The sequence below is a fragment of the Micromonospora sp. DSM 43699 genome, assembly GCF_055517075.1.
In genome coordinates this window covers 57424-73868 of sequence record NZ_JBTMMT010000031.1, presented here as the reverse complement: position 1 = coordinate 73868, position 16445 = coordinate 57424, and the positions used below count along the sequence as shown (strand labels likewise).

The following is a 16445-nucleotide window of genomic DNA, read 5'->3' as shown; positions in this document are numbered from 1 at the left end:
AGTGCGACACATCCATGAACCCGAGCATGTCTGGGCCTGGTCCCGATGGCGACGACGCCGCCAACACCAGGCCCGAACATGCCACTACCGACGACGCGGCTACCCCTGACCAACTGCCGTTGCAGTACTAACCCCCCACCAGCCCCCCCCACCAGCGTTGCGATCCTCGCCCGGCACGGTGGCCGGGCGCAGCGCTGCACAGGACGAAACCTTCACGCCGGAGTCCATGGGGTTGCGATCCTCGCCCGGCGCGGTGGCCGGGCGCAGCCCGCGATCCCATCGGTCAGCCTGGCATTGCCGGTAGAGTTGCGATCCTCGCCCGGCGCGATGGCCGGGCGCAGCGGAGGCAGCCCCGCCCGTCGCGCCGCCGAAGGGCGCTGAGTTGCGATCCTCGCCCGGCGCGGTGGCCGGGCGCAGCCGGGCGGGTGCGCGGCGTGTACCCAGCCGATCGGGTGTTGCGATCCTCGCCCGGCGCGGTGGCCGGGCGCAGCAGGTAGCTACGCCGGTTTTCCCATCCCGGCTTCTGCGAGTTGCGATCCTCGCCCGGCGCGGTGGCCGGGCGCAGCGCGGAGACCTCGGCCGTGTCCGGGTCCGTCCGGATGTTGCGATCCTCGCCCGGCGCGGTGGCCGGGCGCAGCGCCACCGCCACGCTAGTGCGGCTATGCGCCGTCGGGTTGCGATCCTCGCCCGGCGCGGTGGCCGGGCGCAGCCGGTAGCCCTCGGCGTGCATCTCGCCGCGCCATCGCGAGTTGCGATCCTCGCCCGGCGCGGTGGCCGGGCGCAGCCCGACCGGCGTCTACGTCTGGCCGCGGTTCTACCAGCCCGGTTGCGATCCTCGCCCGGCGCGGTGGCCGGGCGCAGCAGCAGGAACAGCATGGCGACGTACAACAGCAGAATGTTGCGATCCTCGCCCGGCGCGGTGGCCGGGCGCAGCCCGCGACGGGCGGGTGTTCCTCGCCGGCCCGATCGAGTTGCGATCCTCGCCCGGCGCGGTGGCCGGGCGCAGCCAGGTGGGCGAGCGCGGCGTCGCCGGCGCTGGTGCGCTGGTTGCGATCCTCGCCCGGCGCGGTGGCCGGGCGCAGCGACTTCGTCCAACGTCGTTGCCCGCGCCCAGGCCATGTTGCGATCCTCGCCCGGCGCGGTGGCCGGGCGCAGCATCCGCACGAACCGGCCGTCGTGGAGCTGCCCCACGCCGTTGCGATCCTCGCCCGGCGCGGTGGCCGGGCGCAGCTCGACGGTTCGATTCCGTCAGGCGGCTCGGGCAACCGAGTTGCGATCCTCGCCCGGCGCGGTGGCCGGGCGCAGCGATGCCGGCCGCCTGCATGAGCTTCAGCTTGTCGGCGTTGCGATCCTCGCCCGGCGCGGTGGCCGGGCGCAGCGAGCCGGCCCCGGAGCCGGAGCCGGCCCCGGAGCCGGAGTTGCGATCCTCGCCCGGCGCGGTGGCCGGGCGCAGCCGGGACCGTTCGGCGGCTTCGTCGGGCAGCGCCTGGTCGTTGCGATCCTCGCCCGGCGCGGTGGCCGGGCGCAGCGATTCAGCGCGGTACCCGCCGGGTCCGCCGGGTCGTGTTGCGATCCTCGCCCGGCGCGGTGGCCGGGCGCAGCGTGGGTGGGGAACGTCGAGTCACCGTTCCACGAGGCGTTGCGATCCTCGCCCGGCGCGGTGGCCGGGCGCAGCCCGGACGCGTCCAGGTTGATCGCCCCCGGGTGAAACACGTTGCGATCCTCGCCCGGCGCGGTGGCCGGGCGCAGCCCCCCACCTGTCCGTCGGCGTGGTCAAGGCCGGCGAGTTGCGATCCTCGCCCGGCGCGGTGGCCGGGCGCAGCCTGCCTGGCGCGCGTTGAGCGCCCCGCCGTTGAGCAGAGCGTTGCGATCCTCGCCCGGCGCGGTGGCCGGGCGCAGCGCGGGTCCGGGTGGCATCCCAGGTTCGCCCCCCGCACGTTGCGATCCTCGCCCGGCGCGGTGGCCGGGCGCAGCTCGGCCAAGCCGTTCAGTCCCCGCGTGAGTACCTGCGGGTTGCGATCCTCGCCCGGCGCGGTGGCCGGGCGCAGCACTCGGGGACGTCAAGCCACACGTCCGCGCTGCCGCGGTTGCGATCCTCGCCCGGCGCGGTGGCCGGGCGCAGCTGCCGCTTCCGGCGCGCCTTGCGCTGGCTCTTGCTCTCGTTGCGATCCTCGCCCGGCGCGGTGGCCGGGCGCAGCATGGTCACGCCGTCGAGCTGGAGAGCCGGCCGCTTCGTGTTGCGATCCTCGCCCGGCGCGGTGGCCGGGCGCAGCTTCGGCGGCGGCGCGAATCCTGGTCAAGGCACACAAGGTTGCGATCCTCGCCCGGCGCGGTGGCCGGGCGCAGCGGGCCACGTGGTGCAGCGCCAGCGCCGCGTAGTCCAGGTTGCGATCCTCGCCCGGCGCGGTGGCCGGGCGCAGCCGGACGTCGCCCATGTGCGCCTTGAGTCCGTCCGCAGTTGCGATCCTCGCCCGGCGCGGTGGCCGGGCGCAGCTCGATTAATTCCGAGTCGACACCGCCGCCAATTTCCGCGTTGCGATCCTCGCCCGGCGCGGTGGCCGGGCGCAGCGGTTCACAAGCAGCAAATATAGCGATTAGGCGATCCTTCATCGACGTGCTCGCAGTCCGTTTTGACTCTCTGATCCGGGTTTTTGACCTCGGAACCCTCCGGGGTTTTCGTGTCCACTAGGGGTTCCTAGATCACTAGTGGTCCGCGTGGGTCGATGGGTCGTGGTTTGCCGAGGTGTTCGACGTCGTCGAGGGCGTGGGCTGGTAGGTGGTAGATGCGGATGCTGTCCTGGGTGGGGTCGATGGCGTCTTGGAGGGCGGCGACGAAGCGGACTTTGTCGGTGTCGCGGCAGACTACTTCGAAGACCGATTTTTGTACGCGGTGTCCGTATGCCTCGCAGATCTTGGCGACTTTGCGGAGGCGGCGTTGCCCTTGTGGGGTGACTGTCTCGACGTCGTAGGTGACGAGTAGGTCCACGTTCAGTTCACCGTCCACGGCTCGTAGGCGACCGTGTCTCCGCGGAGGTGGCGGGCGAGTAGTCGGGCTTGCACGAGTGGGAGCAGCGCGGCAGGCACTTGGCGGTTGAGTTGCGCGTGCGGCCACTCGCGTTGTCGGCTCTGTTGCCAGGCTGCGAGCACGGTCTTTCGTCCGTTGTCGGTGAGTCGGTATGCGTTGTTTGGTAGTTCTTCGAAGTCGGTGGGGGTCAGCTCTCGTCTGTTGAGCATGGTGAGGGCGAGGCGGTCGGCCAGGAGGGGTCGGAACTCTTCCATCAGGTCGAGAGCGAGGGCTGGTTTACCGGGTCGGACGGCATGGAGGAAACCGATGTAGGGGTCGAGTCCGACCTGTTCGAGTGCACCCTGCACCGCGACGCGCAGCATGCCGTACAGGAAGGAGAGCAGGCAGTTCAGGGGGTCGGTGGGTGGTCGTTTATTGCGGCCGGATGCCTTCCAGTCGGTGTTGTCGCCGAGGAGGTAGGGCATGGCGGCGAAGTAGTCGCGGGCGGCGATGCCTTCGACGCCGAGGATTTCGTTGGTGCTGGCGGTGGTGGTGAGGAGTTCGAGTCGTTGGGCGAGGAGTTCGGCGGTGGCGCGTAGTGCGGTTTGTCGGGGGCCGCTGGTGTCGCGGGCGGTGCGGAGCAGGACTTGGCGCGCGTTGTGGATTTTGCCGGCGACGATGGCGACGGCGATGGGGAGTTGGCGCTGTGGTGAGTCGGCGGCGCGGTGTTGGGCTTGGCGTAGCAGTGGGTTGCCGTGGGTGGGGCCGATCAGTCCGGCGCGGAATCGTCCGCTGCCGGTGAGCCAGCTGACGGAGCGGCCGTCGTCGGCGCAGCGCAGGAGCAGGTCGTCGGTGGGGGTCACGCCGCTGAACAGGACCAGGTGGTCGAGTCGGACGAGGGGTAGTAGGTGACGTCCGGGTTGGTCGGGGTGGTAGATCCGGACGGTGTCGCCGTCGAGGCGCAGGCTGGTGCCGGGGGTCTGGACGTAGAGGGTGTTGAGTAGTTCAGTCACGCCACTGTCCCAATGGTCGTGGGGTCAACAGGTCGGGTGGGGTCTGCCGCTGGCCGTCGGTTAGTTCGGGTAGGCAGTCCTCGCGCAGGGAGCATCGCCGGCAGCGGGTGTCGTTGCGTGCCGCCGGCAGCGCCGGGGTGTGCAGCAGTCGACGGACGGCTGCGGTGGCGGCGATGACCCGTTCGAGCAGGTCATGGTCGATGGGTACGGGGTGTCGGCGGCGTTCGGCCACGGAGTAGATGTATCCGGTGGGTACGTCGAAGCCGGCTTCGATGAGGCAGAGGGCCTGCCCGCCGAGTTGTAGTTCGGCGGGGCCGCCGGGTTTGTAGCGTCCGACCTTGTATTCGACGGGTGTGGCGGCGTTCTTCTCGAACTCGACGACGTCGCAGATACCGCGTAGGCCGTGGGTGTGACTCCATACCGGCAGTGACCGGATGGTGGTGAGGCCTCGGCGGCGTTGGATGCCGGGTAGGTCGACGGTGGTGTGGCTGAGGTCGCCGCGTACCGTCTCGACGTTTTCCGTCCAGACGCCCTCGACGTGGATGAGGGCGGTCTGCCGGTGGCAGTAGGCGTAGTGCTCCAACGCGGACAGCGGCACCTCCCGCAGGTCGGTGCCGCTGTCCTCAGGGTGGTCGTCGGTCACGGCCAGAGATCGACCAGCTTGGTCAGCTCGATGCCGCCGGGCAAGCCGGACTCGTCGATGCTGCGGGTGTAGTCGGTGTGGGCACGTGGCGCCTTGTCGTCGTCGTTGCGCTTGACGGTGATCCGCTGGGTGAGGGCGGCCGAGGGGGCGGCTCCGAAGGCGTCGGGGTGGCTGAAAACGTAGAGACCGCAGAGCTTCATCTCACCGCGGCTGGCGGCCCGGTCGTGGTCGAACATGACGGTGACGGCCTGCCACAGCGCGGCGAGGTCGTCGCTGGTCACACCGGTCTTCGCGGCGCGGGGCGCGGAGTAGAACAGGTGGGCGCGGTAGAGGCCGTACGGGACGGTCCACTTGGATCCGATCTCCGTGCGCTCACCCTTGTCGATGTCGTCCTGCCGGGTCTGGGTGACCCGGGTAATGGTGTGGTCGGTGGGCAGGATCGCATCGATGCTGCGGGCGAAGGTGAGCTGGAGCGGACCACGGACCTGCCCAGCGCCGCCGCTCTTGCCGGTGCTGAGCACCGCGCCGAACATCCGGATGTCGAAGTAGTGCGCGCAGAGCCACTGCTGGGCCGCCGCGCTCTCCGCCGGGGTCGGCTTGTTGCTGATCTTCGGCGGGTTGGCGGCGAAGGCGCCCTCGATCCGGGTGTTCAGGGCGTGGCCGGCTTCGACGAAGATGCCGTACCGCGGGTCGTCGCCGCGCAGCAGCGACACGGTGTCGCGGATCTTGCGTTTGATCGCCACGTCGGTGACCAGGCCCTGGCCGCTCTCATCGTCGGTGCGGGGCTGGTTGCCGGCGTCCGGGTCGCCGTTAGGGTTGCCGTCGCTGACGTCGAACAGCAGGACGGCGTCGTGGCGGCGGGTCGGGTCGAGGTGCGCGGCGCTCATGCGTCGTCTCCTTCGTCGTCGGCGGTCGGTGCCACGTCGTCGGGCTCCGGGGGCAGGTCGGTCTTCTTCTTGTTCGCGGCTGCGGCGAGGCGTTCGGCCCGCATCTCGGCCCGCTGCTGGTGGTAGCCGAGGATGAACTGGGCCTTGTCCGTCAGCACCGCAGCGCTGGGGATCACGTCAAGTTGGACGAACAGGTCGTCGAGTCGCCGTTCGTAGGCGTCCGACCAGCCGGGCCGGCGCAGCGGGCCGCGGAGGCGTTTGAGCCACGCCTGCACGTTGCGGCGGCCGGAGACGATGACGACCTGCGGGTTGTCGATCGCGCGGCCAAAGTAACGTTCGGCGAAGGTAGTGTTCAGCCGCTGGTCGGCGACCCGGAACACGGTGCGTTGCAGGTCGTCCATGACGGCGAAGATGCGGCCGGCTACGTAGGCCGGCTGCTTGTGGGCGACGTTCAAGGTCGGCGTCAGCCTCTCTCGTTCATGCTCGGGCAGGGTCGGGTGACGGCGCAGGGCGAGCCGGATCAACGCCGCGCGGGCAGGGTCGAGTCGGCCGTCGATCCGGATGCGGTTGATGACGTGGTTGAGCAGCTTCGGCGGCAACGGTCGCTTGAGAAGCGCGGCGCTGAGTAGCCGGTGGAACAGGTCTGGCGGCCGGTGTTCCCCGGACGCGCCGAACTTCGTCCACGTCCCGGGGCCTCCGTTACGTCCGGTCTCGAACCGACCCGCCACCCGGGCGAGTTGGGAGACCCTGATGGTGGCCACCTCACCGGTCCAGGCGTCAACGATCCGGTGGTCGTCGAACCAGGCCCGGATGTTGTCCTTGACCCGGGAGATCGGCAGCTCGACCCAGTCCCGCACAACGACGCGGGCGACGTTGCCGCCCACGGTCACCGAGCAGTACCGGGACACCTCGTCGAGGGAGGCTTCCGCGCCGCTCGCCGGCCCAGCAACCAGGCGCTGGATGTGGCTGGGGTCCAACTGCTCGACGGCCGCCCACGGGTCGATGGTCGACCCGCCGAGGACCCACCAGGCGAGCCGGGCGTTCTGCCCGGACAGGCTGGTGCTGTGCCGGGGATCGGACAGCAGCGCCGTCAGCGCGGTCATGAACTTCAGTCCGCAGTCGGCGCAGATCGGGGTATGGGTCAGGAACTTCTGCAACTCGTAGCCGTGGGTGGCCTCGTTCATGCTGACCAGCGACGCGCTCTGGGTGGCCCCGGGCACCCACCGTCGAGGAATCTGCTGCGGCATCGTGTGGAGTAGCGGCTGCACCCGCCCGCAGACCAGACACAACCCGGATCGTCCGGAGCCCTTCCGGTCACCGGCCACCCCGGCCCAGAAACGCTGCGCCGCGACAGCGTCCGCCGCGTAGACCCCGTCGACCCAGAAGCCGACCAGGTCTCCCCTGCCCCAGTCCGCCGGCGGTGAAACACGGTCGGCGTGCCCGTCGCGGTAGAAGGCGGCGACAGCCGGACCATGACTATCTGGTTCGGCTGCCGCCCACTCGGCGATCAGGGCACGGAACGCGGTGTACTGCTTGGCGACCCGTTCCGGCTTGACCCCCTCCGACAGCCAACCGAAGACGTACTCCCCCGTGTCGACCGCGAGCGCGGGCGAGATCCCGACGGTCCGGGTCACCGCCGGCACCAGCCGGGGCGCACCGAACCGGGAGTTCGGGTCGTCCTTGTTCGCCGTATCGACCAGGCCACCCTGGGGAACACCGTTGGCGTCGATCTCCAGGCTCCAACGCACCGCCTTGCGGGAGTAGAACGGCGGGATGATCTCTGTGCTGGTGTCGGCGAACTCCACCAGCCGCTGCAGCAGCACTACACCACCTGGCCTTCCACCGGAAGCGCCAGCTCGATCCCCCGTTCCGGCACGGACAACACCCCGGCCACCACCCGAGCGGCGAACCACTCCATCCGCGGCTGAGCCGACTGCCCGTCCCGGTGGATGGAGTGCAGCATGATGCCGATCTCCTCGTTGACATCCGCCCGGGGCGTGTCATCCGGCCAGCCGAACTCCGCGCTGAACTCACGCGTGCCCAGGTAGGGCTGCTGGAAGCAAGCCCCTTTCCGGACCCGCCGACGCAACTGATCCCGATACGCCGCGACCGGCTTGTCCGCGTGCGCCGCCACCTCGACATGAGCATGAATCCGGTACGCCACATCCCGCAGGCACACCGCATTCCGCTGATCACGATGCGCTGCGGTATCGACCCGACGCGAGCCCTTGAGCGCCTCCGCCAACGGTGCGACATCCGAGGTCTCGTTCCGCCGAATCGAAAACTGCCGCACCGGCTTGAGCACCTCGATCGCCACCACCCGGTACCGCATCTCCGGCTTCCAGAAGATCGATTCGAGCACCCCCACCGCAGCAGACGGCGTCATCACCGGATAACTGACCCGCTCCACCTTCAACTCCGGCCGCGAGAACAACGCCGCCTCACCACTGACCTGCACCACCACCGGAAGATCACCCTCCGGGCTCCGCCGCAAGGTCACCCCATTGACCACTTCCATCGTCACCACACAGCCCTCCCACGACAGGCCCCTCGCACACATGATCGAAGCAAGACCCCACCACGAAACCGGAGGCCTCCTCGCACACCAGGTGCGACGATCCACGACCAGTGCGGCAGGAACGGCCGCACCACGCCGGTTCACTCCATGAAGGACTGACAAGAATCCGACTCGACTACTTCGGGGCGGAACTCCGTCCGACAAGGACGGGTCAGTCCTGGTCGGACGAAGCCAACCCCCTCCGGGCAACACCCAAGGTTGCGATCCTCAGCACCTAGGCACTGCAGGCCACCCGACCTTGCTAGCGGCCCAAACAGGCTATCAAACTTCCTTGGGTGCTTGAGCCGGACGGAGTCGGATCAAGCACCCTGTGGTTAGACACACGCTCCACTGTGGGCTATAAAGATGTCGGCTGGGCGGGCACCGTCCCCAGAAACACGACGGTCCGCTGCGCGAACAGCGGACCGCCCAGCTCCCCCGCCATCCGTGAGGCCGAAAGGAACAAGATGACAGTAGGGCAACGCCGCGCCCACAGGCCACCCGACGAGAGTCAAGAACCCCGGAGCCCCTCCCCTCTCCCGTTACGCTGGGTAGTAATCATGGCGCTGAGCGCTGCGATTGGCATCATGGTCGGCACCGCCGAGAGTCTGCCCACCGGTGTGCTTGCCAGCTTGATCACCGCCGGAGGGCTGCACAAGATCATGGATTGACTGGATTGCCAGGTGAGCGCACGGTGCGCTCACCTGGTGACCTGAAAACGTTAGAAGACGAACTGCTCCAGGTTCGGGTCGAGGTTGATCCCCGTGGAGTTGTCGTACTCGCCGATCCACTCGACCAACGCGCCCCGCCGTACCTCGGTGCCGAGAATCGGTCGCAGTAGCGCCGTCACTCCGGGCTGGCGTAGAACGCTGGGGTGGAGGTTCGTCGTGTATGGCTGCAAACGACGCAGCTTCGCCAGATCCGGAACCGGTGCGTGACGTAGCTCGACGATGAGCTCCTCCAGCTCATACCGCAGCTCAGGTGTTACTGCGCCCTGTGGCGTCACCACGTTGATAGCGTCGTCGTCGATCATCCTGAACGCCAGCTTCCGATCCCGCCGCTTGGTGCTCGCATCCATCGGCCCGTCCGCCACGGTCTCGAACTCCCAGCGTTGCCGGGCGTACTGGATGCGTTTGCCGACGTGCTGGCTGTCGGCGAGGTTCAGCATGTCGTACACGTTGCGGTAGTAGCGTCCGAGCGCCGCCACGTCGTCCGGGTCGGCCTTGTCCGGTCCGAACTGACGTCCGGCACAGCCGACCAACGTCTTGTACGAGGGTGGTTGCCCGCCGTCCTTCGGCGCGAAGACGACCACCAGACCACCGTCGGCCATCCGCCCTTCACGGTTGGCTCGCCCGGCTGCTTGCAACAGTGAGTCAGCCGGCGCCATCGCCCGGAACACCACCGGGAAACTGACGTCTACACCAGCCTCGATGAGTTGCGTGGCTACCAACAGGACCCGCTCGTCCTGGTCGAGACGAGTGCGTACCTCATTCAGCACCTGCCGCCGATGCTCTGGGCACATGCGAGTCGATAGGTGCCAGGCCGCCCCTTCCTGTTCCGTGTCGTTCCAACGCTCGAACACTGCCTTCGCGTCCGCCGTCGTGTTTACCACCACCAACGCCGACCGTTCTGCCGCTGCTTGGTCGGCGATGTCCGCCAGCGTCGGCTGCGGGTCGAGCTGCCACTTGTATCGCACCCGCCGCAGCTCACTGACCAGCCTTGGGGTGTCGTGGATCAGATCCATGCACGGCACATCCTTGAATTCATCCAACGCCCAGAAACTCGGCTGTGTCGCCGAGGACAGCAGCACGGTCGCACCGAAGTGCCGCACGAGCAGGCGAAGACCATCGAGGATCGGCGCGAGCATGGCATGCGGCAGCGCCTGCACCTCGTCCAACACGATCACCGAGTTGGCCAGGCGATGCACCCGACGCATCGCCGACGGTTTACGCGCGTACAGCGACTCGAAGAGCCGGACGAAGGTCGTGACCACGAACGGCGCATCCCAGTTCTCCGCCGCGAGCCGTGCCCACCGGCCGGCATCCGGATCATCGAAGTCGGCCTGGCTGTGATGTTCGAGGACGACCGGCTCTTCACCTTCCTCGTCCAACAGCCGACGGTATACGGCGGCATTCTGCTCGGTGATGGTCAGGAACGGGACCGCCACAATCACCCGGCGCAACCCGTGCTTCTCCGCATGCCGCAGCGCGAACGCCCCACTCGCCAGCGTCTTACCGGCACCGGTCGGCGCACCAAGGCGAAACACCCCCGGCTCGCACTCAGCCGCCGCCAGACAATCCGCGTAGATCTGCTCCCGCAAGGCCGCGATCGGAGAGCCGCCACGTGCGGCGATCTCCGCCCGACGTCGACCCTCGAACCTCTGGTAGAGATGACTGAAGTCGGCATCCGCACACACCCGAGGACCGGTCAACCCTTTGAAATGCGCGGAAGTGTCCAAACTGTCCGCATCCACCAACGCGCTGTAACACAGGCGTAGCGCCATCTCCCCCGCCAGCGGATCACCACGCCAATCCACCGGCACCAGAGAACCCAGATCCTGTGGCAGATCGGGCAGCAACACGGGCAACTCGCGCTCAGCGGACGCCACGTCCCCGGACCAGTCAGCCAGCCTCTTCCGCAACGCCTCACGTAGCCCAGGATTATCGACAAGCCCACCATGATGGCCGAAAATCGCCCCAGCAAACGGCCCAAGCCCACGCTCCTGCGCGATCCTGGTCCCCAACGACTTGTGATCAATACCCACCGCTCCCCCAGTGGGCCCGACCACAGCGAGCTTGTCCTGCCACGCACAGGACGCCTTTCCCACGTCATGCAGCGCACCCAGCCAGTACGCCACCTCACCCCCACCAAACGGGGCAGCGAACCGTCGCGCCAGCACCGCCGTGCCACGAAGATGATCCGCAAGCGAGTGCCACCGACCAGAACCGGTAGCAGGACTATGCGCCCGCAGAGAACTCACACCAGACATAAACAACTCCCAAGATCATCGTTACAGATCCTCCTGAGCCAAGTGGTTACCGACCACAGAGCATTGACCCTGTCGGCGGCCACCACCGACTCCTGTCGCGCCCAGGCGCTCGCCACAGCCAAAGTGTGCCGACCTGGCCCTCGATATCGAGAACCTCACCCAGCGCGTACCCAGCAGCACTGGTGGGTACGGAAGGCCGCGATCCTCGCCCGGTCCGTAGACCGGGCGCAGCGGGGACGTCGAGACCCCGCTGTTCCTGCGGGTGCACGGCGTTGCGACCCTCGCCCGGTCCGTAGACCGGGCGCAGCGCTGCCCTGGTGGAGCATCACCACCTCGAACGTGGCGCAGTTGCGATCCTCGCCCGGTCCGTAGACCGGGCGCAGCACGCCCGCACCCTGCCGACAGGAGATACCCATGGCCGAGTTGCGATCCTCGCCCGGTCCGTAGACCGGGCGCAGCTGGCGGGCGATGCCGCGTGAGATGGCCGCCGCCTGTCTGTTGCGATCCTCGCCCGGTCCGTAGACCGGGCGCAGCATCGTCAGGATCTCGGCGGCGTCGGCCGTGTTGCTGATGTTGCGATCCTCGCCCGGTCCGTAGACCGGGCGCAGCCTCATCGAACTCGTCGACGCCGACCGGCACCGCCCGGTTGCGATCCTCGCCCGGTCCGTAGACCGGGCGCAGCCACCGCCGACACGCTGCCGATGCCCGTTTCGATCACGTCGTTGCGATCCTCGCCCGGTCCGTAGACCGGGCGCAGCCGACCGGCCGCGTCCCGTGGCCCCTGATCCTCGTCGTTGCGATCCTCGCCCGGTCCGTAGACCGGGCGCAGCGATCGGTCTCGGGATGTTCACCGCTGCGGTGATGCCGGTTGCGATCCTCGCCCGGTCCGTAGACCGGGCGCAGCCCGGCCCCGCTGCGTCACCCACCACGGAGGCGACCAGCTTGCGATCCTCGCCCGGTCCGTAGACCGGGCGCAGCTATGTGCCGGGACTCAAGTCCGGGCTGTACCACCGGATGTTGCGATCCTCGCCCGGTCCGTAGACCGGGCGCAGCGATCCGCCGTGACGAGCGGGACCTGGCCGTCATGCGGGTTGCGATCCTCGCCCGGTGCGTAGACCGGGCGCAGCACCGGGCAGGCCCTGGACCGGTTCCTGCGGGTCCGCCGTTGCGATCCTCGCCCGGTCCGTAGACCGGGCGCAGCTTCGACGAGTTCACGCCGCTGGTGATGCTGGCGGACTGGTTGCGATCCTCGCCCGGTCCGTAGACCGGGCGCAGCCTGACCCCGGCCCAGCGGCGTCGGCGTGACCACAAGGCGTTGCGATCCTCGCCCGGTCCGTAGACCGGGCGCAGCTGATGGGGGTGGGTTTCCGGGGGCCAGGGATCGGGACCGGTTGCGATCCTCGCCCGGTCCGTAGACCGGGCGCAGCGTGAGCGCCGAAACCGTGGACATCCCCGGTGCCGGGTTGCGATCCTCGCCCGGTCCGTAGACCGGGCGCAGCGCCCCGCAGCCCCCGGCCATGGGGACGACGCAGTACTGGTTGCGATCCTCGCCCGGTCCGTAGACCGGGCGCAGCGCATCAGCAGCTGCACCATCGTGGACAGGAACACCATGTTGCGATCCTCGCCCGGTCCGTAGACCGGGCGCAGCCCCCGCCGGCCGGACAGCCACCCACCAAGACCGGACCCGTTGCGATCCTCGCCCGGTCCGTAGACCGGGCGCAGCCCACGCGGCCCGGGCAGAGGCCCTGGCCGGAATCGAGTTGCGATCCTCGCCCGGTCCGTAGACCGGGCGCAGCCTGCCGCCCGACATCGAGACGTGGCTGGGAGGGGAGTGGTTGCGATCCTCGCCCGGTCCGTAGACCGGGCGCAGCCGCCGAGCTGGCCGCTCTGGTCCGCGCCGGGCAGTCCGGGGTTGCGATCCTCGCCCGGTCCGTAGACCGGGCGCAGCCAGCGGGGTGTCGCCGGGGCAGCGGCGAGCGGCGGTGAGTTGCGATCCTCGCCCGGTCCGTAGACCGGGCGCAGCGACGGCGTGGCTTCCCGGTGGGCGATGATGCCCGGGTGGTTGCGATCCTCGCCCGGTCCGTAGACCGGGCGCAGCACCCATGCGCCGGGGTTGAACTCCAGGCGCTCGGTCAGGTTGCGATCCTCGCCCGGTCCGTAGACCGGGCGCAGCTGGCCAGCAGCCCCTGCCACTCCTCGCGCTGCCGGGTGTTGCGATCCTCGCCCGGTCCGTAGACCGGGCGCAGCAGCTCTCCACCAGCAGAAATCGACGCTCGCCAGCGAATCACCCAGGCGATGCGCAACCGGTATGCCCCAATCATTCTCATTTCGAGGTTCGGAACCTCCCGCCTTTCCGTGTCCACCGGGGGTTCCTAGATCAGCCACTGGTCAACCTTCAGTATGTCAATGCTGACGCCACGAGTGGAGATGATGAGCCTTGAACCCTTGGACAACGGCGCAACGTCTGGCAACTCTCGCTTCCCGCCTGCACCAGCCGAATGCCCCCAAGATCGACAGTAGGGTCAACGCAGTGAACACTTCCCCCACCGCACCGGGAACGTCGAGTGCCGCGACGCTCCGCGAACAGCTCGTCAGCACACTCGAACAGCGCGGCCACATCCGCTCCGCCCCCGTCGCGCACGCATTCCGTACGGTCCCCCGCGAGCAGTTCCTCCCCGGCGTCGACCTGGAAACCGTCTACACCCGCCGCCAGATCGTCACCAAACGCGACCCCAGCGGTGCCGCGTTGTCGTCCGCATCGAACCCCAGCCTCCTCGCGGACATGCTCGAACAACTCGCCCCCCAACCCGGCCACCGCGTCCTGGAGATCGGCGCGGCCACCGGCATCAACGCCGCACTGCTCACCGAGCTGACCAGCCCCGGCGGCACGGTCGTCACCATCGAACTCGACCAGGACCTCGCCGACGGCGCCCGCGCCGGCCTCGACCGCGCCGGCTACCACACCGTGAAGGTGATCCGCGGCGACGGAGCCCTCGGCGACCCCGACCACGCGCCCTACGACCGGATCATCGTCACCGCCGGAGCCTGGGACATCGCCGCCGACTGGTGGAACCAACTCGCCGACCACGGCCGCATCGTCGTGCCCCTGCGCGTGCACGAGAGCGGCCTGACCCGATGCTTCGCCTTCGACCGCACCAGCCCCACGATGCTGATGAGCGCCACGACGCCACTGGTCTGCGGATTCGTCCCCATGCGCGGCAGCACCGAACACACCGACCACCACGTACGCCTCGACACCGACATCGTCCTCAAACTCGACGCCACCGACCAACCCGACCGCGCCGCCCTCGCCAAGGCTCTGAGCCACCCCCGGCTCGAACGCTGGACCGGCATCCAGGTCAACGACGCCGACCCCATCGGCCACCTCGACCTGTGGCTCCTCGCACACGCCGACAAACCGTTCGGCCGCCTCGGCGTCGGCGATACCGCCCGCACCAGCGGACTGGTCACCCCCGCCTACCGATGGGCCGGTGCCGCCATCTACCACGGCGGCACCATCGCCTACCTCGCCTTCCAAGACACCGGCGACGGCCACCACGAACTCGGCGCGATCGCCCACGGACCCGACGCCAACGCGCTCGCCACCGACCTGACCAACCTGCTCGACCAATGGGACGCCGCAGGCCGCCCCAACCAGCCCACCGTCACCGCGCAGGAACCCGACCCGCCGAACCCGGCGACATCAACCGACCCGACACCACCCTCACGATCACCTTCTGACCACACCCCACGCCGGGAGGTGCCCTGCCCCCGCCCCGGCACCCCAGGGACGAGCTCAGCAGAGACGTCAGGACGACCTGGACGCACCTCGTTCCCGCCCATGCGGGGATGCGGGATCACCGCGCCGTCCGTGCCCTTCGGTGCCCGCCCGCACCCCCGCCCGCCATCTCTGCCCTGCGATGGCCGCGCAACCGCAGCGCTCAGGACCGCAGAACAGGCCCCGCACGCCCATTGCTGAAACTCATGCGAGGGGATGGGGCTCGTTCGTCAGGGCCGCCAACGCGGCGGCGACCTCCTGCAGACTCGCCCGGACATACGTGGTGGTCGTACCGGCATCACCGCCGCTGTCGGAGTGACCGGCGTAGGCACGGGCCACCGCGTAGCCGAAGTTCCGCTCCACCCACGTCAACGTCGTGTGCCGCAACCAGTGGGTGCTGATCTGCTGTACCCACACCCACGGTAGATGCTCACCGATACGCACCCACAGATGGTCGTACCGCCGGTACGTGATCGGCCGTCCGTTGCGATACCGCAGCAACTGGCCCCGCGCCGGAGCACGACGCTCTTCCGCGTGCCGCTGCAGATGCCGCATCAGTGTCGGTGACACCGGCTGCCACCGCACCGTGTCGCCCTTCTCCCGCAACAGGATCAGACACTGGTCCGGATCCAGATCCACCGGACGCAACGCCAACGCCCCACCCCGCCGGCACGCCGTCTCGGTGTGCAACCGCAACAACAGACTGTCCAACACCGGATCATCACCCGTACCCGCCGCGACCGCGTTGATCTCCGCCAACCGGGCATCGGCCACCGCCCGCCTGGTGCTCGCCAACCGCCGCGGCTTGGCCACCTTCACCGCCGGATTGTCCGCCGCCGCGACGAACCCGTCCGCCACCGCCCGCCTGTACAGACACCGCAACGCCGCGATCAGATGCTCCGCCGCACTCCGCCCACCCCGCGCATTGCGACGGGCCACCACATGCGTCCTGACGTACTCCGCCAACCACTCGATCTCCGACGGGCTCGGCTCATCCAACCGCCGCGACCCCCAGTGCTCCACCACCCGCTTCCAGTACGACCCGTACGCCCGCCGCGTACCCGCGGTCACCGCCGCCGACACCACCGGCACGTACTCCGCGAACGTCGGCGCCACCGGCCGCACCGCCGCCGCCTCCACCAGATCAGCCGGCGAGATCCCCATCCGCGCCAACAACAACCGGGCCGCGTCCAACTCCGCCCGCCCCACCGCACCATCAGTCACGGCCGACCACCACCGAGCACCGCAGCGTGCACCGGGCCAACCATCGCGTCCACAGCCGCCGGAGGATGCACCACCAACAACCCCTCCGCAGGACAGGCCGCCAACAGCACCCGGTCACCCGCCGCCAACCCGCACCACTGCCGCACCGCCGCCGGCAGCCGCAGATGACCCTGACCCGTCACCGCGAACACACCCTGCCGATCCGCACGGAACACCACCAGACCGGCACCCTCATGGATGTGCAGCCGGGTGCCCGGCACCCAACCGAGCGCCCGAACGACCCCACTGTCGGCGATCCGACCACTGGCATCCAGAGCCGCCACCCCATAGACCATGCTGCCGACACGAGG

Annotated in this window: 10 protein-coding genes and 2 CRISPR repeat arrays; of the genes, 1 reads left to right on the top strand and 9 read right to left on the bottom strand. The window is 69.1% G+C overall.

Features of this window, described 5'->3' with window-relative positions:
• Positions 1-156: 156 nt before the first annotated feature.
• Positions 157-2569: a CRISPR direct-repeat array (repeat unit 37 nt; unit sequence GTTGCGATCCTCGCCCGGCGCGGTGGCCGGGCGCAGC).
• Between the two features lie 126 nt (positions 2570-2695).
• The 7 genes from cas2 to cas3 all read right to left on the bottom strand — a co-directional run bounded on the left by cas2 (position 2696) and on the right by cas3 (position 11093).
• Entirely contained in the window at positions 2696-3004 is a 309-nt protein-coding gene (cas2, locus tag AC0AIB_RS17165) for a CRISPR-associated endonuclease Cas2 (protein WP_328345221.1), read from the bottom strand.
• Positions 2989-4017 carry a type I-C CRISPR-associated endonuclease Cas1c gene (cas1c, locus tag AC0AIB_RS17160; protein WP_328345219.1) on the bottom strand — a complete coding sequence of 343 codons (1029 nt, stop codon included), beginning with the start codon at positions 4015-4017 and terminating at the stop codon, positions 2989-2991. Before cas1c ends, cas2 begins: the two co-directional genes overlap by 16 nt.
• On the bottom strand, positions 4010-4660 hold the full coding sequence (cas4, locus tag AC0AIB_RS17155; protein WP_328345217.1) for a CRISPR-associated protein Cas4: 651 nt from the start codon (positions 4658-4660) through the stop codon (positions 4010-4012). Before cas4 ends, cas1c begins: the two co-directional genes overlap by 8 nt.
• On the bottom strand, positions 4657-5547 hold the full coding sequence (gene cas7c / locus AC0AIB_RS17150) for a type I-C CRISPR-associated protein Cas7/Csd2 (RefSeq protein WP_465097046.1): 891 nt from the start codon (positions 5545-5547) through the stop codon (positions 4657-4659). Before cas7c ends, cas4 begins: the two co-directional genes overlap by 4 nt.
• On the bottom strand, positions 5544-7370 hold the full coding sequence (gene cas8c / locus AC0AIB_RS17145; RefSeq protein WP_465097045.1) for a type I-C CRISPR-associated protein Cas8c/Csd1: 1827 nt from the start codon (positions 7368-7370) through the stop codon (positions 5544-5546). The genes cas7c and cas8c overlap by 4 nt, the downstream gene beginning before the upstream one ends.
• Positions 7370-8059 (bottom strand): type I-C CRISPR-associated protein Cas5c, encoded by a 690-nt coding sequence (cas5c, locus tag AC0AIB_RS17140; protein ID WP_328348743.1) that lies wholly within the window; start codon positions 8057-8059, stop codon positions 7370-7372. The genes cas8c and cas5c overlap by 1 nt, the downstream gene beginning before the upstream one ends.
• A gap of 766 nt (positions 8060-8825) precedes the next feature.
• The gene (gene cas3, locus AC0AIB_RS17135) at positions 8826-11093 is read right to left on the bottom strand and encodes a CRISPR-associated helicase Cas3' (RefSeq protein WP_328345211.1); all 2268 of its coding nucleotides are present in this window, start codon (positions 11091-11093) and stop codon (positions 8826-8828) included.
• Between the two features lie 195 nt (positions 11094-11288).
• Positions 11289-13340: direct repeats of the CRISPR family, unit length 37 nt; unit sequence GTTGCGATCCTCGCCCGGTCCGTAGACCGGGCGCAGC.
• Between the two features lie 283 nt (positions 13341-13623).
• Here cas3 and fxlM point away from each other — a divergent pair.
• Positions 13624-15072, top strand: a complete 1449-nt coding sequence (gene fxlM / locus AC0AIB_RS17130; protein WP_465097044.1) for a methyltransferase, FxLD system — start codon at positions 13624-13626, stop codon at positions 15070-15072.
• Between the two features lie 3 nt (positions 15073-15075).
• Here the strand turns inward: fxlM and AC0AIB_RS17125 are convergent, their stop codons facing one another.
• Entirely contained in the window at positions 15076-16095 is a 1020-nt protein-coding gene (locus AC0AIB_RS17125) for a tyrosine-type recombinase/integrase (protein WP_465097043.1), read from the bottom strand.
• Positions 16092-16418, bottom strand: a complete 327-nt coding sequence (locus AC0AIB_RS17120; protein WP_465097042.1) for an AbrB/MazE/SpoVT family DNA-binding domain-containing protein — start codon at positions 16416-16418, stop codon at positions 16092-16094. The genes AC0AIB_RS17125 and AC0AIB_RS17120 overlap by 4 nt, the downstream gene beginning before the upstream one ends.
• Between the last annotated feature and the right edge of the window lie 27 nt (positions 16419-16445).